At 64.8% G+C, this 20284-nt stretch carries 16 protein-coding genes; 8 read left to right on the top strand and 8 right to left on the bottom strand.

Annotated elements, in window-relative coordinates; genetic code table 11:
- The first annotated feature begins 142 nt into the window (after positions 1-142).
- From QMG61_RS15490 to QMG61_RS15470, 5 genes are all read left to right on the top strand, one after another.
- Positions 143-940: an SDR family oxidoreductase gene (locus QMG61_RS15490; protein WP_283495250.1), complete on the top strand. Its 798-nt coding sequence runs from the start codon at positions 143-145 to the stop codon at positions 938-940.
- Between the two features lie 92 nt (positions 941-1032).
- A complete protein-coding gene (locus tag QMG61_RS15485) occupies positions 1033-2298 on the top strand; it encodes an acyl-CoA dehydrogenase family protein (RefSeq protein ID WP_283495234.1) in 1266 nt (421 codons plus the stop codon).
- Positions 2298-3419, top strand: coding sequence for a phosphotransferase family protein (locus QMG61_RS15480; protein ID WP_283495233.1), 1122 nt, complete (start codon positions 2298-2300; stop codon positions 3417-3419). The genes QMG61_RS15485 and QMG61_RS15480 overlap by 1 nt, the downstream gene beginning before the upstream one ends.
- Before the next feature lie 155 nt (positions 3420-3574).
- Entirely contained in the window at positions 3575-3919 is a 345-nt protein-coding gene (locus QMG61_RS15475; protein WP_283495232.1) for a cupin domain-containing protein, read from the top strand.
- Positions 3920-4203: 284 nt separating this feature from the next.
- Positions 4204-4689, top strand: coding sequence for a cupin domain-containing protein (locus QMG61_RS15470; RefSeq protein WP_283495231.1), 486 nt, complete (start codon positions 4204-4206; stop codon positions 4687-4689).
- 92 nt (positions 4690-4781) lie between these two features.
- Here the strand turns inward: QMG61_RS15470 and QMG61_RS15465 are convergent, their stop codons facing one another.
- Both QMG61_RS15465 and QMG61_RS15460 read right to left on the bottom strand, forming a co-directional pair.
- Positions 4782-5498 (bottom strand): hypothetical protein, encoded by a 717-nt coding sequence (locus tag QMG61_RS15465; RefSeq protein ID WP_283495230.1) that lies wholly within the window; start codon positions 5496-5498, stop codon positions 4782-4784.
- 156 nt (positions 5499-5654) lie between these two features.
- A complete protein-coding gene (locus QMG61_RS15460) occupies positions 5655-6683 on the bottom strand; it encodes an aldo/keto reductase (protein ID WP_283495249.1) in 1029 nt (342 codons plus the stop codon).
- 278 nt (positions 6684-6961) lie between these two features.
- On the opposite strand from QMG61_RS15460, the gene QMG61_RS15455 reads away from it, so the two are divergent.
- Positions 6962-8575: a phospholipase D family protein gene (locus QMG61_RS15455; protein ID WP_283495229.1), complete on the top strand. Its 1614-nt coding sequence runs from the start codon at positions 6962-6964 to the stop codon at positions 8573-8575.
- A gap of 61 nt (positions 8576-8636) precedes the next feature.
- On the opposite strand, the gene QMG61_RS15450 is transcribed toward QMG61_RS15455, so the two are convergent.
- Entirely contained in the window at positions 8637-9488 is an 852-nt protein-coding gene (locus QMG61_RS15450) for a trypsin-like serine protease (RefSeq protein WP_283495228.1), read from the bottom strand.
- A gap of 160 nt (positions 9489-9648) precedes the next feature.
- Positions 9649-12540 carry a hypothetical protein gene (locus QMG61_RS15445; RefSeq protein ID WP_283495227.1) on the bottom strand — a complete coding sequence of 964 codons (2892 nt, stop codon included), beginning with the start codon at positions 12538-12540 and terminating at the stop codon, positions 9649-9651.
- A gap of 223 nt (positions 12541-12763) precedes the next feature.
- Between QMG61_RS15445 and QMG61_RS15440 the strand changes: the two genes are divergently transcribed.
- Together QMG61_RS15440 and QMG61_RS15435 are read left to right on the top strand one after the other, a co-directional pair.
- Positions 12764-13246: a hypothetical protein gene (locus QMG61_RS15440; RefSeq protein WP_283495226.1), complete on the top strand. Its 483-nt coding sequence runs from the start codon at positions 12764-12766 to the stop codon at positions 13244-13246.
- 115 nt (positions 13247-13361) lie between these two features.
- On the top strand, positions 13362-15152 hold the full coding sequence (locus QMG61_RS15435; protein ID WP_283495225.1) for a hypothetical protein: 1791 nt from the start codon (positions 13362-13364) through the stop codon (positions 15150-15152).
- Positions 15153-15359: 207 nt separating this feature from the next.
- Here the strand turns inward: QMG61_RS15435 and QMG61_RS15430 are convergent, their stop codons facing one another.
- The 4 genes from QMG61_RS15430 to QMG61_RS15415 all read right to left on the bottom strand — a co-directional run bounded on the left by QMG61_RS15430 (position 15360) and on the right by QMG61_RS15415 (position 20118).
- Positions 15360-16502 carry an enoyl-CoA hydratase/isomerase family protein gene (locus QMG61_RS15430; RefSeq protein ID WP_283495224.1) on the bottom strand — a complete coding sequence of 381 codons (1143 nt, stop codon included), beginning with the start codon at positions 16500-16502 and terminating at the stop codon, positions 15360-15362.
- 269 nt (positions 16503-16771) lie between these two features.
- A complete protein-coding gene (locus QMG61_RS15425) occupies positions 16772-17911 on the bottom strand; it encodes an FHA domain-containing protein (protein ID WP_283495223.1) in 1140 nt (379 codons plus the stop codon).
- 111 nt (positions 17912-18022) lie between these two features.
- Positions 18023-18499 carry a DDE-type integrase/transposase/recombinase gene (locus QMG61_RS15420; RefSeq protein WP_349358620.1) on the bottom strand — a complete coding sequence of 159 codons (477 nt, stop codon included), beginning with the start codon at positions 18497-18499 and terminating at the stop codon, positions 18023-18025.
- 332 nt (positions 18500-18831) lie between these two features.
- Complete coding sequence (locus tag QMG61_RS15415; RefSeq protein WP_283495221.1) at positions 18832-20118, bottom strand: hypothetical protein; 1287 nt, start codon at positions 20116-20118, stop codon at positions 18832-18834.
- Positions 20119-20284 lie beyond the last annotated feature (166 nt).

Genomic DNA, 20284 nt, shown 5'->3' with positions numbered 1-20284 from the left:
CCACTCAACCCTGGAGTCACGCTTGACACGACGCACACCGCGCCCACAGACTGAGCCTACCGAGCGCTCGCTCGGTAGTACAGCTCAGGTACCTGTTCCCCGCGATGAGGCGGGGAGGGAGGGCGTGACCATCATCGACGTCATGACCGAGAACAGCACAGACGACTCCGGAGTGCAGGCTTATCGACTCCGCGGCAAGGTCGCAATCGTCACCGGAGCCAGCCGCGGCATCGGCCTGGCCATCGCCCGGCGGTTGGTCACCGAAGGCGCCCGGGTCGCAATCACGGCGCGCCATGCCCAACCGCTGGAGGAGGCCGCGGCCACCTTTCCCGCAGGGTCCGTGATCGCCATCGCGGGCAAGGCCGACGACGGCGACCACCGCCGCGAGGTCTTCGACACCGTCGCCAGAGAATTCGGCCCCGTGGACATCCTCGTGAACAACGCCGGGATCAATCCGGTCTACGGTCCGCTGATGGACCTGGACGCGGATGCCGGACGCAAGATCATGGAGGTCAATCTGTTCGCCACGCTCGCCTGGATTCAGGGCGCCTACCGCCACGAGGGCCTCGATTTTGCCCGCGGCGGTGGCTCCGTCGTCAACCTGTCGTCGGTGAGCGGGCAGACCCCCAGCCCGGGAATCGGATTCTACGGAATCAGCAAGGCCGCCATCGCGCACCTCACTCGCACCCTCGCCGGGGAACTCGGGCCCAGCATTCGGGTCAACGCGGTGGCGCCGGCGGTCGTCAAAACGCAGTTCGCACAGGCCCTCTACCAGGGCAGAGAAGACGAAGTGGCCGCGCAATACCCGTTGAAACGGCTCGGTACCCCCGAAGACGTCGCCGGCGCCGTGGCCTTTCTGGCTTCCACAGATGCGTCCTGGATCACCGGCCAGACCCTCACCCTCGACGGCGGGCTGTTGAGCGTCGGCGGCACCGCCTGACAGTTCGGCGCGCTCGGCCCTCACCCCCGTCTCATCCGCTCCATCGACCACCCGCCGTATCGGTTCCCTACGGCCGGGAAAGGACAGCCCCCATGCCTCACCACTCCCTCCCCGCAGAGTACGAAGAATTGCGAATGCGCACGCGCGCCTTCATCCGCGACGTCGTGATACCGGCCGAGCCACGACCCGGCGAGCGCTTCAGCAACGCGACCCGCGAGCGGTTGCAGGCCGAGGCCAAAACTGCGGGAGTGTTCGCCCCCCACGTATCCCGTGACTATGGCGGCCAGGGTGTGCCCCTGGAGTATTGGTCCCCGATCTTTCAGGAGTGCGGCTACTCACCGATTGGAGCGTCAGTTCTCAACTGCCAGGCCCCGGACGAAGGCAATATGCACATGCTGGGTCTCATTGCCTCGGACGCCCAGAAACAACGCTATCTGGTGCCGCTGGCGGCCGGAACGTCGCGATCCTGTTTCGCCATGACTGAGCCGCACCCGGGCGCAGGCTCCGATCCGGCCGCACTCCAGACCCTCGCGACCAAGGTTGACGGCGGCTGGTCAATCACCGGACACAAGCGATTCACGAGCAGTGCGGAGGATGCCGACTTCTGCATCGTCATGGCACGCACCGGAGGTCACGGCGACTCCCCCGCCGGCGCCACCATGTTCCTCGTCGACATGACCAACCCGGGTGTTCGGCTCGGAAAAATGATCCACACCGCTGATCGGGCGATCAGCGGCGGGCATCCGCACGTGCACTTCGATGGCTGCGTTGTGGCCGAGGACGCGGTTCTGGGAGAGGTGGGCCGCGGTTTCACCTACGCTCAGGTGCGCCTCGGACCCGCGCGGCTCACCCACTGCATGCGGTGGTTGGGTCTGGCCAGAAGGTCGCTCGACATCGCGCTGGATCGTGCCGAGCGCCGCGAGATCTTCGGGTCGCCGCTGAAAGACCTGGGTCTGGCCCAGGAACTGATCGCTCAGTGCGTCATCGACATTGAAACCTCGAATGCCATCATCGAGACGACCGGCGCCTTGCTCGCGTCGGATTCCAAAGCGGGGTCAGCGCTGTCGTCGGTGGCCAAGGTGCACTGTTCCGAGGCGATCTACCGGGTGATCGACCGGGCCATCCAGCTCTGCGGCGGCGACGGCGTATCCGACGCACTGCCACTGGCCGGGTATCTCAGCGCGGTGCGGCCGTTTCGCATTTACGACGGTTCCAACGAGACCCACAAATGGGCAATCTCCCGTCGCGCCTCGGCACACCGTGCCACAGAGGTCGCTGCGGGCGCTCCATACCTGGCCGACGTGGATGCCGAGTCAGAATTCGACTGGGATGCCGCAGTCGTGGGGGAAAAGCTGTGATGCCCGTGATGCGGAGCGTCCCGGATGGCGTCGAAGTGGTGGCCACCCGGGCAACCGCGGCCGCGCTGTCCTCACCGCCGCTGTTGATTGTGGATGCGGTCACCGCGTTTCTGGATTCCCAGAGCCTCGGCACCGGGCCGATCTCCTGGTGTCGCATCGGCGACGGGCAGTCCAACGTGACCTATCGCATCCATCGGGGCCGTGACGTCTTGATCTTGCGGCGAGGGCCCCGTCCCCCGCTGCCGAGGTCAACGCACGATATGGTGCGGGAGGCCCGCATCCAGCATCTCGTCGCCGCCCAGGGATTCCCGGTGCCCGAGATTCTCGCCGTCTGCCAGGATGAGTCGGTTCTCGGTGTGCCGTTCTATGTCATGTCGTTCATCCCGGGCACCATCATCACCGACCGGATTCCACTCGCCCTGAATTCCCCCGGGCAGCGTGCAGCCACGAGCGCCGCGGTCGTCGACACGCTCGTGCAGCTCCACCAAATCGACGTCACCGGTGGCCCCCTGGCCACCTTCGGCCGCCCCGACGGATACCTGCAACGGCAGGTCGAGCGCTTCGGAGCGTTGTGGGACGTCAACACCACGAGAAACCTGCCCGATGTCGAGCGCATCGGAGCTTGGCTGCAACGGAACATTCCGGAGAGCCAATCGGCCGCCGTCATCCACGGCGACTTTCGCACCGGCAACCTCATGTTCGCAGCGGATGCGCCACCCCGGGTGACGGCGGTGCTTGACTGGGAGATGGCCACGGTGGGCGACCCGCTGGCAGACCTCGGCTATCTCACGGCAACCTACGCCGAGCCGGGGAGCCTGCCCACACTGATGGAACTGACGCCCGTCACCCGAGAAGCCGGATACCTCAGCCGGGACCAGCTCATCACCCGGTACCGCGAGCGAATGCTGCTCGATACTGAGGCACTCCCCTGGTATCAGACCCTGGCCCTGTGGAAGGCATCGATTTTCTGCGAGGCGATTTACACGCGCTGGTTGAAGGGTGAGCGCCCCGACGACGTTCTCTTTGGGCCGTCGCTCGAGGAGGGCATCCCGTTCCTTCTCCACTCCGCCCGCGAGTTCATCGGGCTGGCACCGAGCGCCGCCCCCCGCTTACTCGCGTAGGGTGCGCCGAAGTCGGATGGGGGGCCGGGAACATGCCCGGCCCCCGTCGATGTAGCTGAGCGCCTGAAAGTGGGGCCCGTGGACGTTTTGGCGATCACGGTGGAGAATGATGTCCCCGCGCCTGCACGCCGGGTCTATCGAGAGAGGGATCTGCCATGAGCGACGACAATCCGGGCCCGGACTCGAAAGGCGTTTCAATCGAACTGCTGGCCGCAGTCGACCTCGGCCCCGAGATTTCGGGGATGGCGGGGCGCCAGCTCCGGATGCGCAAGGTGACCATCGAACCAGGAGGTGTCTTCGGCCCGATCCACGACCACGTGGGCAGGCCGGGCACGGTCTACATCCTGCAGGGAACGATCACCGACCATCGACATGGCGTGACTGAGGAGTACGGGCCGGGACCGGGCTGGCCGGAAGACAGGCACACCTCCCACTGGCTCGAGAACACAGGCACGACAACGGCTGTCGAGATCTCGGTCGACATCGTCTGGCAGCCCTAGGCGTCATGGCGATCCCAGAGACACCCATCCCAGAACTCGCGCCGGAATCCGTCGGAGACACCAGGTGAGGTTCTGCACGGTAGCCAATCACGGCCGATTCAAGGAGACTGGAGTCGAGCCCACGCCTGGAGGATTTCATCCGCGCCGCGGCGTCCTTCGGGGCGGTCTCCCGCGGAAGAACCCGGGGTGCGGCCGGGGCGGAACCGGCACGTCGCGGAGCACCTGGGTTCAGCTACACCTGACCAAAGCAACGATGAAAGACCCGAGAAAAAGGATCATCCACCATGACTCGCAGTGACATCGGCCCCGACCCGGACTCCTTCGATCTGGAGACCGCCACCACCGAGAACACCAACTATCGAACCGTCGCCTGGACCGGCCGGTATTTGCAGGTCACCCTGATGTGCATCCCGGCCGGAGAATCCATCGGTCTGGAAATGCACCCCGACACCGACCAGTTCCTGCGCCTCGACGCCGGCACCGGGAAGGCTCAAATGGGGCCCGACAAGGACAAGCTCGTTTTCGAGCAGGACGTGTCTGACGGCTGGTGCATCCTTGTCCCCGCGGGCACCTGGCACAACGTCACCAACACCGGTGACGGTCCCATGAACCTCTATGTGATCTACGCGCCGGTCCATCACGCCGCCGGGAATATCCACAAAACGGCCGCCGACGCCGCCGAGGACGAGAGCGCCGGCACGGACACTCCACCGGCCTGGACCAAGCAACCCGCCACGTCCCACCCCGACCAGGCAGCAAGCGACCAATAGCAAAAGCGTCTACAGCTGCTGACTCGCCCACGGAGACACCGTTACGTGGGCGACGCTTCTCCTGGCCGGCGAGGCGGTCGAGCCGGTAGAGATCAGTTGCCCGAGAGACCCTCTGAGGATGATTCTGCCTCAAACCGGGCGGCGAGTTCGTTCATGCCCCGATCGATATTCTTCTGGCGCGTGTCGTCGTCTTCGGGGTCAGTGGGGGCATCGTACGTCCAGGACAGGTAGGCGTTGAGGTCGATCATGAGGAACGCGGAGAGGGAACTGCTCGGGATCGCTTCGTAGTCGCGCACCTGGTCTTCCGGGTCGTTCATGCTCATCCACGCGATGCCCGAATCTTCTGGCAGGACAACCCAACCCTGACCGCGGAACACGTCGGCGAGGTCTGCTGGGACGCTGGCATGCACCTGAGCGAAACCTCGGTTGGTGAGGGCGGGCGTGAGGGTGTTGAGAAGCGCCTGGCACACCTCCGCGGATCCGCCGGCGATCAGCAGCTCGATGACTGCGGTTCCGTGGTCGCTGACTATCGCATCGTCAATGTCATCGTCGGTGGAGTCTTCGTTGAGCTGATTCTCGTCAACGTAGCTGTCCGGTTCGGTGACGAGAGCGCCGAGAATTCGACCGTCCTCGGTTTCGGCGACCAGGGCGAAGGCCTCAGACTCGACTTGGAGTTCGATGGTGTCGTCGAAATAGACCTCAGGAGCGTCATCGACTTCGGCCTGCGGGTACTCGGTGAGTAGTGCGACGAACGCCGCCCGATGCTTTTTGTTGAGGCGTCGGACTCGGAAGCTCGGTTGCTCGTTCATGCGTGAGCCTCTCAACGATGTTGTGTGCTGTATCGCTCCGATACCGGAGTACTCGAAGCTACCATCCGGCACGCCCGTCACCGCACCTCCACATCACTGCGCTCATTCTGACGCTCATCGCCAACGCAGCTGGCGCCCCGCCACTATCGCTTCGATTCAGTCCAGAAGGCGACCGCGGGAGCGTTGCGCGACCGCGGCCTCCCCATACGGATAGTCGGAGACGACCGGAGAGCTCAGGGCTCCCAGCCGGTCCAGCTGATCAGCACTCAGCTGCACGTGGGCCGCGGACAGGTTCTCGGTGAGCTGTTCGACACTTCGCGCACCGAGGATCACCGAGGTCACCCCCGGTTGCGCCTCGAGCCAGGCCAAAGACACCTGTGCGCTCGTGGCACCGATCTCGGTCGCGACCTCGGCGACGGCATCGATGATCCGCCAGGTGCGTTCCTTCTTATTACGCGGGCCCCAGGCCTCCATCCCACGTGCGGGGTCTTCGCCCAGCCGCGTCGCACCGGTGGGATCGGTGTCGCGCTGGTACTTGCCCGATAGCCACCCGCCGCCGAGCGGCGACCAGGGCAGAAGTCCCAGACCCGCATCGAGCGCCGCCGGCACGATCTCAGATTCGATCTCGCGAACGAGCAGGTTGTACTGCGGCTGGAGTGTGACCGGCGCCGTGAAGCCCAAAGCCTTCGCCACGTGCACGGCTTTGGTCAGCTGCCAACCGAGAAAGTTGGAGAAGCCGTAGTAGCTGATCTTTCCGCTTCGGATGGCGTCGTCGAGAAAGCGCAGCGTCTCCTCCAACGGCGTCAACGGGTCCCAGGCGTGCAGTTGATACAGGTCGATGTGCTCCGTTCCCAGCCGACGCAGGGAATCGTCGAGGGCCCGGTGCAAGTGCCGACGACTGGTACCCCGATCGTTTGGGCCGTCGCCCATGGCGAACCGGCCCTTGGTGGCGAGAACGATCTGTTTCCTTTCGGTCGGGTGAGAGGCCAACCACGACCCGATCATCTCTTCCGAGGTTCCGGAACTGTAGACATCCGCAGTGTCGACGAGGGTGCCGCCGGCGCCCACATATCTGTCCAGGAGCGCGTTGGCCATCTCCTCATCGGCTTCCGCCCCAAAAGTCATGGTGCCCAGTGCGTAGGTCGACACGACTGCGCCGCTGTTGCCGAGTGTGCGATATCGCATCTGCCGGTCCTGTTCTTCTTCAAGGCGGGAGACCCGCACGGTAACGATCTGAACGGCTCGAAACATTGAGCTGCACTCCATTATCCGTGGGCGTCATGACCGCGGCAGCGGGCCTCATGCAGCCGCACGATTTCGGCCAGGGTCACCCCTGCGAGACGACGCCGCCGACAGGACAGGGACATGAAATCTGAGACGGTTCGTGAACCCCGGAAAAGACGAGTCAACTAATTCGTTGGTAGCCCGGTGCAGGGGTGTTGGGGTGCCGTAAAGTGCGTCGTGTGGACAAAGATCCTGCTGCGTGGTTCCTGAGTCGCGCCGAGCGAGGGAACCCGGCCACAGACGTGCACGCGGGCCCTGCCGGGTCGGCGTCCTGGTCGGAGGGAAACCTCGTGCGGCCACTGATCCATGGAGCGACATACTTCGCCCGGCTGCACGAGGAGTTGATGGCTCTGCGCGCGGGCGACCGTGTGTGGTTCACCGATTGGCGTGGCGACGCCGACGAACGGATGCTGCCGGCCGGACCGTCGATCGGCGAACTGCTCGCGGGTCTGGCCCGTGCCGGAGTGCAAGTGCGGGGCCTCATCTGGAGAGCCCACGGCGAGCGCGTGTCATCCCCGATCAGCGGCCGATCCAATGAGATCCTCGGTCGACAGATCAACGACGCCGGCGGAGAGGTGCTGCTGGATCAGCGAGTTCGCCTGTTCGGCTCCCATCACCAGAAACTCTTCGTCATCCGCCATAGTGACGACCCGTCGCGGGACATCGCCTTTGTCGGCGGGATCGACCTCTGCCACAGCCGACGGGACGACGCCGACCATGCGGGAGATCCGCAAGCGCTGGCCATGGATTCCCGGTACGGCAAACGGCCCCCGTGGCATGATGCCACGCTCGAACTTCGTGGCCCGGTGGTGGCAGACCTGCTGACGGTTTTCGCTGAACGGTGGAACGACCCTCATCCGCTAGACCTACGCACTCCCTACCGGATGCTGGTGCAACGCCTTGCCCACATGCCTCGACACCCCAGGCCCCTCCCCGAGTCTGCACCACCACCACCACCGCTGGGACCTCACGCCGTGCAGTTGCTTCTCACCTACGGAGTGAAACATCCGCCGTTCCCGTTTGCGCCAGCCGGGGAGCGCAGTGTCGCCCGCGGCTACGCAAAGGCCTTCGCCCGCGCCCGCTCGCTGATCTATATCGAAGACCAATATCTGTGGTCGACAGAGGTCGCCGCCGCGCTCGCCGGGGCCCTTGCGCGGAACCCCGAATTGCAGGTGATCGCCGTCGTGCCCCGGTACCCCAGCTCCGACGGCCCCCTATCTGGGCCACCCGGCCGGATCGGCCAGCTGCGGGCCATCAGAATGCTGAGCCGGGTCGCGCCCGGCCGCTTCGGCGTGTTCGACCTGGAGAACAGCACGGGAACCCCGATCTACGTCCACGCCAAGATCTGCATTGTCGACGACACCTGGATCACCTGCGGCTCGGACAACTTCAACCGCCGATCCTGGACGAACGACAGCGAGCTCACCTGCGCCGTCCTCGACACCAGTGCAGACGACCGGGCACCATCCGGCACACAGACCGGCCACGACGCTCCCCGCGGGCTGGCCCACGACCTCCGCGCCCAACTCTGGGCCGAACATCTGGACCTCAACCGGGACGATCCCCGACTCGACGATCCGGCGGCCGGACTTGAACTTTGGAACACCACCGCCGATGCTCTCGACCAGTGGCACGCATCTGATCGCCGCGCGCCCCGCCCCACCGGACGCGTGCGCCACCACACTCCCGAACCCGTCACTCCCTTCCAACTGCTCTGGGCGGTCCCGATCAGCCGTCTCGTCATGGACCCGGACGGCCGCCCCCGCCGGCTGCGAGGCACCGCCCAGTTTTAGGTCGCAAGGCAAGATCGGCACAGCGAAGTGGCGGACCGCGAACGGCCCGCCACTGGCCGGATCAGAGCCCGAAGGTCGCCAACCAGGTGGCGACCGACGGGATGTCGAGCCGCTGGTAGCCACCGAGGTAGCGGCAGTTGCTGGTATAGCCGTAGCTTGTCACTGCGACGAGTTCGCCGCCGAGGAAGACCGGCCCACCGGAATCACCGAAACAGGTGCCGCCGGTTCCCCGGTTGTCGTTCGGGTTCCCGTTCGTCTGCAGTATCTGCGGGGTCAGCTTCTGACCGGGCATGTCGACGTAGCGCCGCAGCAACGGGTAGCTCATCGGCTGAGGCTTCTGCGGTCCCGAATCGGGCTTGCGCACCTCGGTACCGTAGCCGACCGCGGTGAACAGCGTTTTCGACAGGTCGCTCGTCTTGATTGCGCTCAGGGTGTCGAGCGGTGCGATCGCCGGATATCCTGCGCCGAAGGCCGACAAGGGCCGATCAAGAACGATGACTCCGACGTCATTCCAGTTGTTGACATCGGTAAAGTTCGAGTACTGGGGATGGGCGTATGCGGTGCCCGACAGATAGCCGGCAGCCTCCACCTCGGCCTGCGTGAATCCCGCGGACGGGTCGGCAGCGACCGGGAAGGGCGACGGTGGCTTCAACGCGATGACCGAGTCGAAGGTCACGAGCGTCTTACCCAGCGTTCCCTGGGTGCAGTGCGCGGCGGTGACCACCACGGTCGGCGACACCAGTGTCGCTGAGCAGCGGAATCGGCCGTCGGGGTCGTAAAAAAGGATGAGGCCGACATTGGGGTGCCCGTCTCCGTCTGCCGTTCCGCCGGTGCTGGCCACGGCGGGTGTGCCGATGGCCAGTCCAATCAGCGACGCCAGCAGGATAGCGGCGGCGACTGTCGGTTTTCTCATGGAAAATCTCCTCACGTCTCGAAAGGGTTTCGATCTCGTGAGCATGCTCTACCCTCGTGCTGGTGGCAAGGGGCATTAATGAGGACCACTCGATCGAGACGCCGGCTCGCCACGTCGGCCGGTTCTCCGCGCGCTCTGCTCGGTCCAGGTGTCGTCGAGTTCAAACGTCGAGTGTCGGTGGCGGAACCATCGCGCCCTTCCCAGGCCCCGCATCCGCGTCGCAGAACGCAGCTACGAGTTCGTCACGGGCGAGGAGGTACTGCGTTGTCCCCAGGTAGTCGCTGTGCCTCGCGATACGCCAGAGGTAGCTGCTCGGCGCGGACTCCGTTGTGCCGCGGTCGACCGGGTTGCCGTCGTCGCGATAGCCGTAAACGGGAAAGCCTAGATAATCGGTGCGACGCCAGAGGTTACGCCACCTGGGCACCTCCTGGCCTTCCGCTCCGAGGAGGGCCGTGAGCGTGACTTCGTCCCGCCGCGGCAGCGCCCGTTTTGCGTGTCGCTTCAGCCTGGCCGGTACCTGCGCGGCTGGAACACTGCCTTTCTGCCGATCAGGGCTTGCCTGCGCGGGTCTGGGCAGCGTGTAGTCATCCGCGAATTCGACGCGGATCTGATCGCGCCAGGGATCACGGCGCCAGAGGGACGGCGCCAGCACCCCGGGCACGCCCAGCACGCCGGGGCCGAATACTGAGGGGAAGAACCGGCTGAAGTATCCGCGCAATTGACTGCCGTAGGAGAGGAGGGCAGTGCGTTCAACAATATCCGTCCCCGCCAGCGGCCCCGCGACGATGGGTTCACCCCGCAACGCGAGAAGCGTCGCGACGGTAATCGTGGATCCCATGGAGTGCGCGCCGAAAATCACCGCGCGTGATCGATCGGCGTGCTCGTCGTTGAGCCACCTTTTCGTCCGCGCTGCGAGTTCAGGTACCACGCGCTCGCCGTAGCAGGCAGGGCTGAACGGATGCCCCGCCCGGGGGAGGAACGCGACAACGTCCCAGAATACGGCGAGTGGTCGTTCGCTGCTCGATGTCGCATGCACGACAACCGCCGCGACGGCGGCGAGAGCGACTGCGGCGAGCACGGCAGTCGAGCTTGCCCGGAGGCCGGCGGGCAGAGCTGGTGAAATCGAGGCGGCAACCTCTTTGATCCCCTCGAACGTGACTGCGGTCGACAGGCTCAGAAATCCGATCGCGGCGAACACTGCGAGCCATCCGAACAAGGGCTCCCCTCGGTGCGCGAGGTGGGAGTTCCTGCGCACGCTGACACGACTGCGCATCGCCGTCTCGGGATGCCGCAGTAGCCCGGGATATGCCCTGGGATCGGGCTCCTCGGTGCCGCCGCGCTCGGCGGCAGTGCCCTCATCATCCTCATATTCGGGTGGCTTCCAGGCGAGAGCCGGGAGTGAGAAGCTAACGAACCGCACGAGGTTCCAGCCGAGTGCCAGCAGCACCACCAGCAGCATGAGTACGGTGATGCCCGTCAGGAGCACCGCGAATCGTTCGTATGCATCCGGCACGTTCAAGGCGTCGTCGGGTGGGATGACGACGGGCGTTCGCATCAGGTTCTCGGTGTCAGGCCTACTCGCTGGAGAGCTGAGCCATGCCGCGGTGCCAAGAACCAGCAGACTTGACAGGGCCATCGACGCGAATAGGGCCAGGATCATCGCGACTGCGGCGCCCTGACCGCGCCACGCCTGGAACCGACGATCGCCGGGCGTGGACCATGCGACCGACAAGTGGATGAGTATGCAGAGGATAGCGACGGCGACATACGCCCATCGCACATCGCCTTTCAGGAAATGGGTGAACAGTAGCGCCACTGCACCGACGCTCAGGAGAATCAGGCTGGCTGCGCGCCGGGGCCGGGATCGAGAATTCCAGCCGACTCCCCCCAGCGCGAGGAACAGCGCAAGCACGATGAGCCCGATAGGGGTGACGATCAAACCGAGGAAGCCGCGTTGGGCATCCGGTTGCAGCGAGGCGGCCCCACCCGGCTGAGCCACAGTCGGTTGGAAAACGAGTATGGTCCACGCGATGTAGCCGGCGATCGCGACCAGGAGACAGGTCATGGCAAGGCCGCGCTTCACCACCGTGTACTTGTCGGCGCCGGTGTGAGATGCAACCCCGATCAGGATGACGATGGCGATCATCAGCACGATCGCTCCGATGCCGAATGATGCGGACAGGGGGTCTCGGAGGCCGGCCTCCACGCATCTCCAGGTGAGGGTTGATCGGACCCTCCGACATTCGTCGATGTAGGCCGAGTCCAGCGCGAGGAGGAACAGAACCAGAGTGATCGCCGCCGCGACATGCAGCCACTCGGTCGTCTGACGGATGCGCGATGTCGACCAGAAACCGCGCGTCGAGAGCAGCGGGCGCCCTTCTTCGGCTTCAGCGTTGCCGAGGTCTTTCCCGAACTTATTGATCCGCTCCTCGAACTGGACTCGCCCGCGGCGTCCGATGACATAGAGCACGAGGATCGCCGCGATCGGAACGAGCCCAAAGAGCGCTTCTCGGCTGTCGCGATCGAGTACGCGGAACCCATCGAAGAACGACGGGAGTGCCGCGCACAACTGCGTCTGGTCAGCAGGGAAGCATTGGATGGCGACAAGGTCGACAGCCACTGAACTGAACGCCGACACCGTGATCAGGGTGAGCAGCAAAGCGAAGATTCGCACTGTCGCGGCACCAGAATCGCCGTTCCAGGAGTTCGAACCAGCGCTCGCCTGCATTCCAATGCGCCGCGTCCAATAGGCCAGATTAGCCAGCGCGAAGGGAAGCAGGAGAAACCAACCGACGTGCACGAACGCGCGACCGATCACCGCCAGGGCGTCACCTCCCGTACGCGCCTGTGAGCCCCATGAGAACGCTTCGGTGGTGGCGATACCGTGCGCGGGGCGTTCGTCGACACGCCTCCAGAACGATCCAAGATTGTCGCCGGTTACCCTCTGGATGTTTTCGGACGTGGTCTCGAGCATCTCGGCCGGTGGCGTGTTCTTTACGCCATGGACTCGGATCTCGAGAATCTCCGGCGCGACGGGATCGCTGCGACTCATTACCAGCCCTCCCTAGGCGAACGCGGGGCGCGTAGACGATACGGATTGTAGACCTGCTCATGGAGTATGGTCGCCCCCCTTTTGTGGGCCACGGAGTCTCTTCCGAACCTACTGGCCGTACCAGTTGACCTGGGTGTAGCCTCTCGCGCAACGAACCTTCGGTAGCTGGCTGTACCCGGCGACAAACCCCGGACTTCAGCAACCCCCAGCTGGAAGGAAGCTCATGCACTACACGTTGGACATTCTCGATAGACATCACGAGTATCCGCCACCGCTGAGGGCCGGTCAGCTCGTCCTGTCTGTGGCTCGACACGATGACGCACCGGAGATGTATGCAGCGCACGTCGACGAGCGCAGCCGCCTGGTCCAGGAACTCGCTGACATCGACGGCGTTGAGATTGAAGATTGGGGCTATGCCGACACCGAAGTGAGGGACGTCATCCTTGAGCTCACTGGGGTTGGGCTAACTGCCTTCGCGACCATCGTCAGTAGCTGGATTCCGATGTACTACATGTACATCAAGGACAAAAAGGTTAAGAAGCCGGCGAAACACGAAGCTGGGGTGAAACAGCCAGCGGCCCACCACGACTCAGTCGCTGGCTATTCAATCCAGAAAGCAGACGGCTCGCTCCTGAAGTTCACCATGCGGGAGGATACGACGCCGGAGCAGCGAAAGGATATCTTGACCCAGTTCCTCGCATCGTAAGGAAGGTATGCGGAGTTCGCCAACTGCGACGTTCTCGACGCCCTCAGCGCCTCCTGCCCAAGTACGCTGACATCATGACCTCACCCGCGCCGCTCGTGTCGGCGCGTAGTAATCCGTGACAGCCCTCATCCTGTTCGCCGTCATCGGCGTGTGCGCGGTGCCCTGGGTGACGCTTGCGAGCCGACGGTTCGGGCACCTTTTCGCCGTGCCCGCGGTCGGGATGCTGACCGTGCTGGTGTTGTTTGCTGCCATGATCGTCGGGCGGTTCACGGGTGCGGGCATCCTCATCTCGACCGGAACCGTAGTCATCGCCGGGGGAATCGTCGGAGCCGTGCTGGCCACGCGTGGCGGAGCGTGGCGGTGGCCGCGGCGGCATGCCGTGGCGGTATGGGTTCCCGCGATGCTCGGTGGAGTGGCCTGGGTCGGCGCGCTCGCGATCGCGCAAGTTCTTCCGAGTGCGGCGAAGCTCTCCTGGGCCCTGAACGGGGACGCCAACAACAACCTCTACTTCGCGGGCCTCATCATCGACCAGCACGGAGTCGCCCTCGGAGCCGCCGAGAATCCCGTGCCCCTGACCGCCGCGCTGCTTGCCCTCGGCATCGCCCCTGGCCAGCCGACGGGCGACCCTCTGGCACTGCTCGCACACGACTTCACAGGGTTGGGCGTGGTGTGGATGTTGCTGCTGGCCGCCACCGCGCTCGGGGCAGGGGCGGTCGCGGCATCCATCATCGAACGTTCGCGCACAGGCCTTGTCGCTGTCGCCAGCGCTGCGGGTTCCCTGTTGCCGCTCACCTGGTTCGTCGCCGGCCTGCCCATCGAATACGGCTACCTCAACGCCCACCTGGTGCTGCCGATCGCCCTCGCCGCCTGGCTCATCTACGTCGCATCACCCGGCCGCGTCGTGCCGGCGATCGCCGTTCAGCTCTGCATCGCCACTCTGCTGCTCGCCACCTGGAGCCCCTGGGTAGTGCTCCCCGTCGGGTTCATCGTCGCGCTCGCAGTGCATCACAGTTCGACCCTCAGAACCATGGATGCCCGCGCCGCATGGCCCGCGCTCGTCGCCGTCGTGCCGGCCATCGTGTGGCTGGCCGTGGCAACAGGGCCCGCGCTGGTCAGCAACGGTTCAACGTTCGAGATCCCCGGACACGGCCTACCCGCCGTGCTCCCGATCGTCGTGGTCGCGCTGGTGCTGCTGTTGCTGGGTGGGAGGGCGCTGCGCACCCAGCCACCCGTATTCTCGGGAGCGATCGCTGTTGCCGCCGCCACCGTGGCAGGCAGCGGAGCACTGGTATTTCTCGCTCGGGACTCCGGCGCGTTCACCGGCTATTATCCCGCCAAGTTCCTGTGGGTGAGCGCCGTCATCGTTGGGGTCATCGTGCTCTCGTTCACCTTCGCACTGCTGTCGCGCACGCGGCGTCCGCTGCTCGGTATCACCGCGGTGGCGGTGCTCGTGATCATCGCGGCCAGCCTCGGCCCGCCGCTCAAGCGTCCCGGCGTGGTGCGGCCGCCGCTGGAGCGCATCCTGTCTGGCGCTGTGTGGGCAACCGGCGACAGGTCGGTCGACCTCATCCTGGCCAACTCCGACCCCGCCGACCCAGGCATCCTCTGGAATTCAGGCGAACCAGACGAGGCCTTCGCCGACTTCTGGATCGCGCTGAAACTCGGCGGCGAGCTCGGCAACGGTTCGGGCACGGGCGACCCCACACTGCGCGGCTTTGCCTTCACCGCGTACCAGCAATATCGCGACACCGGAGCCTGGGCGGTCCCACCCGTCGAGCAGCTATGCGAAGTCGTGACGGCGATCGGTGGACCGGTGCGGGTCATCACCGGAGACGCCGGCCTCGAAGTATCCATCCAGTCAACCTGCCCCGCCGTGAATGCGCGGATCGACGTCACGCTCCAGTAGCTCGCCGCGCCCTGTCCCTCCGGGCACTTTCGCGAACGGTTTCGAGAAGCGCCCCTGTGTGGGCTGTTCGCGAAACCCGGCGGGGCGCGAAATGCCGGGGAGGCCCAACGCCGTTTTCCTCCGCCGAGAGGCAATCCTTCCGCCCCCCCACGTGCCGACCTATGGCGCAGGAGCTATCACGCCAGGCCGGATTCCCTGGGGCTATGGCTAGCGCGAACGCCGGGCTGCACGTGGCAGGCGCAGCTCACGCTCCCCCAACGACGCGAAGTGCGCCTGCACGTCCGCGTCCGTCACCGCCTCAAGGGTGCCGGGCTGCCAGACCGGAGTGCGGTCCTTGTCGATGACCTGAGCACGAATGCCCTCGACCACATCGAGGCCGGCCACCATGCGCAGCGACACCCGGTACTCCTGCTCCAGCACGTCTTCGAGGCTGCCGAGGTCGCGGGCCCGGCGCAGGGAAGCGAGGGTGACCGAGACGGCGGTCGGCGACTTGGCCAGAATGGCGGTCGCGGCCTCGTGCGCTGACCCGACGGGCGACTGCTGCAACCGGGCGATGATCGTGGGCAGGTCGTTGCCGGCGTAGCATTCGTCGATCCAGGCGCGTTCGGCCAACAGCGGGGCCGGTGGCACGGTCGACGCGGCGTGCTCGGCGATGGCTTCGGCAGCGGGCATCCGTTTCAAAGTGTCCACCAGAGAATCAAGCCGCGTCGAGTCGACGAAGCTGTCGGCGAGGCCGAGCGCGATGGCATCGGCGCCGGTCATGGTCGCAGCGGTCAGGGCGAGGTGGGTGCCCAGTTCGCCGGGAGCGCGGGAATACAGCCAGGTTCCGCCGACGTCGGGAACGAAACCGATCGTCGTCTCGGGCATGCCCAGCTTCGTGCGTTCGGTCACGACCCGGTGCGAGGCGTGCCCGCTGAGGCCGACTCCCCCGCCGAGCACGATGCGATCCATCAGGGCCACAAACGGTTTGGGATACCTGTTGATCTGGGCGTTCATCGTGTACTCATCGGCCCAGAACTGCGCGTTCTCATCGGGATCTGTGCGGGCGTCGCGGTAGATCGACACGATGTCGCCGCCGGCACACAGGGCGCGGTCGCCGTTGCCGGTGAGTAGCACGGTGTGCACGGTGGGGTCGTCGGCCCACTCGGTGAGGGCCGCAGCGATCTCGCAGATCATCGGGTGGGTCAGGGCGTTGAGCGCCTTGGGCCGGTTCAGAATGATGCGGGCCAGCTGGCCCTCCCGCTGCAGCAGCACGTCAGGTTCAGTGACAGCGGATGCCGCCGAGCCGCCACTCGACTCCTCCGCCACGCGCGCGTCTGAGGAGGTGTGGACAGCGCCAGTGCTGGGCATAGGAGACCTTTCCGCGACGATGCGGGTGTCGATTCGAGAATAGAGCCGGGTGTCCTGCCCCAGTCTATCGACGGCAATTTGCGCCTCGACTCCGCATCACCCGTTGCGGCATTTCTCAGAACGCGTGCCCGCCGACGCACTCCCTTGGGCGATCGTCGTCGCTCGGCAATGCCTCAGCAACGCTCAACGCGCCGAGCGTCGCCGCATCCGTCTCGTCTGCCGCATCGCCCGAGTACGCCATCCCACCGGCAGAGGCAGCCGCAAAGAGCTCAGTCGAGGGCCGCGATCTCCAGACCAGGGACGAGTATCGAGGTCGGGCCGTCGAAGCCTTGTTCAAAGACGGTGGCGAACGCGAAAGATGCGGTGGTCACCCCAGACGGAAGGTGACCATCGAAAATGATCGCACCGCGTCGCAACTGGCCTGGCCCGATCGAGTCGCTCCAGGAGCTTCGGAATGGATCGGCATCCAGCGTCGTGCCATCGGCGGCGGCAAGCGTCACGAAACCAAAGAGAGGGAGGCTGATTGTGTTGGCGAGATTACTCTGCACCGTGATCTCGACGCGTGTGAAGTCCTGCGTCTGATCGACAGCCTCGATGGTCGTAACCACGCCGCCCGAGTCGACGGCCACTGGCCCATTCTGCAGGCGAGGAACGCCGACCTGATTGCCAGTGATGTACCCGCTCACTGTGGCCACCCCGTATGCGACTACTGCTCCGCCGACACCCACCAACAACACTGCGACCAGCACACCAACGAGGACGGGCGCGCGACGTCGAGGCGGAGAAATTGGCTGGGTGGAAATGCTCGCAGCGTCACCGGTGCGGTCAGCCGCAGCCGCCATGGACGTCTCTGGCTCGCGTGTCAGGGCCTCTCTCCCGACCTCGACCAGTGCTGCGACCATTCCCGCAAGGGGAGCCGCGAGCCACGGTCCGATCCCAGTCCAGTCGGTAGCGAACTGGATCGCGACGCCGGCGGCAAGAATGACGAGATTTGCGAGGCCGCCGATCAAGACAACTCGACCGACTTTGACTCGCCGCCGAGGTACAACTCCGGGCGAGGTGGGTGAGTTCGAAGACAGCGTGGCTCGCGTTCCGGTTCCGACGCGAAATCGTAGCGCCGCGGAACCGAGACTGACTTCGTCGCCCGGGTTCAACGAGAGCACCGAAGTGATTCGACTCCCGTTAACGAAGGTGCCATTGGTGGACCCGGCATCCTCGATCGTCACGGACTCGGCCCCCCGGACCACGACCGCGTGTCGTCGGCTTACCCCTTCGTCGACAATCCTCATATCGCACATGTCGTCGCGACCCAAATGATGGGAACCAGGCGAGATTTCCAGCCGTTCCCCCGAGCGGCTACCGCGAACGATGACGAACCCCGGCTCTGCGCTTTCGTGCTCCTGCGCCATGGCCGACTCGCCTCCGGCCGTAACCGGCGACGGCCAATGGCGACAGCGTACGCCGGAGCAATATTCCGCGCAAGCAGCTTTGTCAAGCCCCCGGGTTTGGTGGAGGCTCGGTTAGACCCGTGCCATCAGGGTGATGGTGGGCATGTGTGAGCAGAAGTTGTTCTCCGCGTCGACGGGTCGGAGGTAGACGGTCTCAGCCTGGAGTCGGCGGTGGTTGAACCAATCGATGTATTCGGCGACGGCGATCTCGAGGGAGTCGATGCCGCGCCGGGGGCCGCGGTTGCGGATGAGTTCGGCTTTGCAGAGCGAGTTGAACGCTTCCGCCATGGCGTTGTCGTAGCAGTCGGCCTTGGAGCCGACCGATGCGACGGCCTCAGCCTCAGCGAGGCGTTCGGTGTAGCGAATTGCCCGGTACTGCACTCCACTGTCGGAGTGATGGATCAGTTGGGACAGGTCCCGGCCCGCGCGGCGCCGCGTCCAGGTACCCATCTCCAATGCCTCGAGGGCCAAATCAGTATGCAGGCTCGTCGAGAGCTGCCAGCCCATGACCCGGCGGGAGAACACGTCGATCACGAATGCCGCGCACACCCAATCGGAGAACGCGCGGATGTCTCCCGCTCCAACTCGACCAACCTCGTCGCGCCATTGGTCGTGTACTGCCCAAGCAGGACGAACGAGACGCCCGAGTTCACAACACTTCAGCCCGTCAATCACGTGGGTACGAACAGATCAAATTGACCGGCTTTTCGTGGATTTTGGACCATCCGTCCGTTGGCCGCCAAGAATTGAGTACAGCCAATCGGTGATCTTCCGTTCGATAGATGACCGCGGCGCGGCAACGGCAACGGCAACGGAGCACCCGAGTCGTTGCGGCGGGTTGCCCACGGGCTCGGCAGCCTTCCACCAGTTAGACCGCGCGCTCAGGCAGGCACGTAGTCGATCGTGTAAAACCCGTGAAAGCCGAATGCGAGCGTCTTGTGCCAGTAGTTGAGCGTGTCGATGGTAGTTCCAGCAACGTCCTCAGCCCGCCCCACCGGGAGGTAAAGTTCGTCTTCATCGGCCGCGTGTTGGTACTTGCCGCCGAAGCCAATATCGCCCGAATCGTCCTCGCGAGCGTCAATAAGCAGGACGTACTTGTCGATGAAGTCTTGCTCGTCCGCCGGGCCCCAAACGAGAGTCCACGACTGCGTATCCGGAGCAACGGGGAGTGGGAAGAACTCACCCGCCACCCGCGTCGGGGAAGTGTCCGTGACCGTGAACTGATGGGTGCTCTGGATCGAGGCTAGATCCCGATCACCGCCGGTGATTGGCGATGCGATCTTGAGGGTCATGAATAGGTCAATCTCGCCAGAGGAGGCGTAGTCGAGATCGTCATAGACGGCCATCTCGGTGAGTTGCGCCGTGATCTTGATCTGATGGAGACGGATCGGTGTATCCGTTCGTACGAGATATCGTCCGCCGAGATTGTCGATAAGGAAGGAACTGAATGTGTAACTTGCCCCGGCTCGGAGAGGTCGGCCCTTTGCGGTAGCGGTCATAAAGGGAACGTTGGAGATGGCCGGGGCAAAGCCCGTGGCTACGACAAACGACTTGCGATCGACGACATCGAATTCCGAAACTTCGATGGCCAGCCCGTATGTCCCCCCTGCGGGTTGCGGATTCATTGCACCAGACTCGACGAACGTACCCCCCACCAAGAACGGAGCGTCGCCGGAGTAGGGGTTCACTCTAGTTTTGTCATAGCCGATCACTGTCACCGACTCGGTGTCAAGACCGGGCGCCTTTCCGACCCGGGTGGCACTCAACTCGACTCGGTAGTACTCCCCCGCTCTGACAGCTTGCCGAAACCGCGCCTCTTTGATGCCGGTGAGGTGCTTCGCACCTGTGCGACCCCGCAGGTCTAAATCCGCGATGGGTTGCAAGTCCTCGGGGTGGTTGAAATCTCGGCCTTCTCGGAGGTGGGCGTGACCGGCCACGTCCGTGATGACGATTTCGTAGGTCGCGGACGCCCCACTTGGTACGGGCACGAAGAGCCAACGTACAGGCGCCGTTGCCCGATCGAAAGCCGGTCCTGGACCTAGCTGCTGCGCCCAGAGATGAAAGGTCATGGGTCCTCCTGCGGGGTTGTTAGCGGCCATGCCAAACTGCCCATAGGCGGCAACGGAACTGCCCACTGGCGGCCAGTAGAACTGCCCGTTGGTGGCCATGAGATCTGCCCACTTCTTGTTCTGAGCCCGACCGCTTAACCTGAATCCACCGGTCGACCGCTGGTGGAATCGTGATTTCGGTTTGATTGGGTTTCTGGGTTTCGGGCGCGGTTGAGGGCTGGGCCTCGATGCCGTGAGTGTTCCACTGGGGTTCCTGGTTGCGCCC

The organism is Cryobacterium sp. PH31-AA6, assembly GCF_030063195.1.
Lineage (GTDB): Bacteria > Actinomycetota > Actinomycetes > Actinomycetales > Microbacteriaceae > Cryobacterium.
Note: the sequence above shows the minus strand (reverse complement) of the source record. Positions and strands in the feature narration are given on the sequence as shown.

Coding starts and splice junctions, on each gene's coding strand:
- QMG61_RS15490 (WP_283495250.1), top strand. CDS start 143: ATGACCGAGAACAGCACAGACGACTCCGGAGTGCAGGCTTATCGACTC.
- QMG61_RS15485 (WP_283495234.1), top strand. CDS start 1,033: ATGCCTCACCACTCCCTCCCCGCAGAGTACGAAGAATTGCGAATGCGC.
- QMG61_RS15480 (WP_283495233.1), top strand. CDS start 2,298: ATGCCCGTGATGCGGAGCGTCCCGGATGGCGTCGAAGTGGTGGCCACC.
- QMG61_RS15475 (WP_283495232.1), top strand. CDS start 3,575: ATGAGCGACGACAATCCGGGCCCGGACTCGAAAGGCGTTTCAATCGAA.
- QMG61_RS15470 (WP_283495231.1), top strand. CDS start 4,204: ATGACTCGCAGTGACATCGGCCCCGACCCGGACTCCTTCGATCTGGAG.
- QMG61_RS15465 (WP_283495230.1), bottom strand. CDS start 5,498: ATGAACGAGCAACCGAGCTTCCGAGTCCGACGCCTCAACAAAAAGCAT.
- QMG61_RS15460 (WP_283495249.1), bottom strand. CDS start 6,683: ATGCGATATCGCACACTCGGCAACAGCGGCGCAGTCGTGTCGACCTAC.
- QMG61_RS15450 (WP_283495228.1), bottom strand. CDS start 9,488: ATGAGAAAACCGACAGTCGCCGCCGCTATCCTGCTGGCGTCGCTGATT.
- QMG61_RS15445 (WP_283495227.1), bottom strand. CDS start 12,540: ATGAGTCGCAGCGATCCCGTCGCGCCGGAGATTCTCGAGATCCGAGTC.
- QMG61_RS15440 (WP_283495226.1), top strand. CDS start 12,764: ATGCACTACACGTTGGACATTCTCGATAGACATCACGAGTATCCGCCA.
- QMG61_RS15430 (WP_283495224.1), bottom strand. CDS start 16,502: ATGCCCAGCACTGGCGCTGTCCACACCTCCTCAGACGCGCGCGTGGCG.
- QMG61_RS15425 (WP_283495223.1), bottom strand. CDS start 17,911: ATGGCGCAGGAGCACGAAAGCGCAGAGCCGGGGTTCGTCATCGTTCGC.
- QMG61_RS15415 (WP_283495221.1), bottom strand. CDS start 20,118: ATGGCCACCAACGGGCAGTTCTACTGGCCGCCAGTGGGCAGTTCCGTT.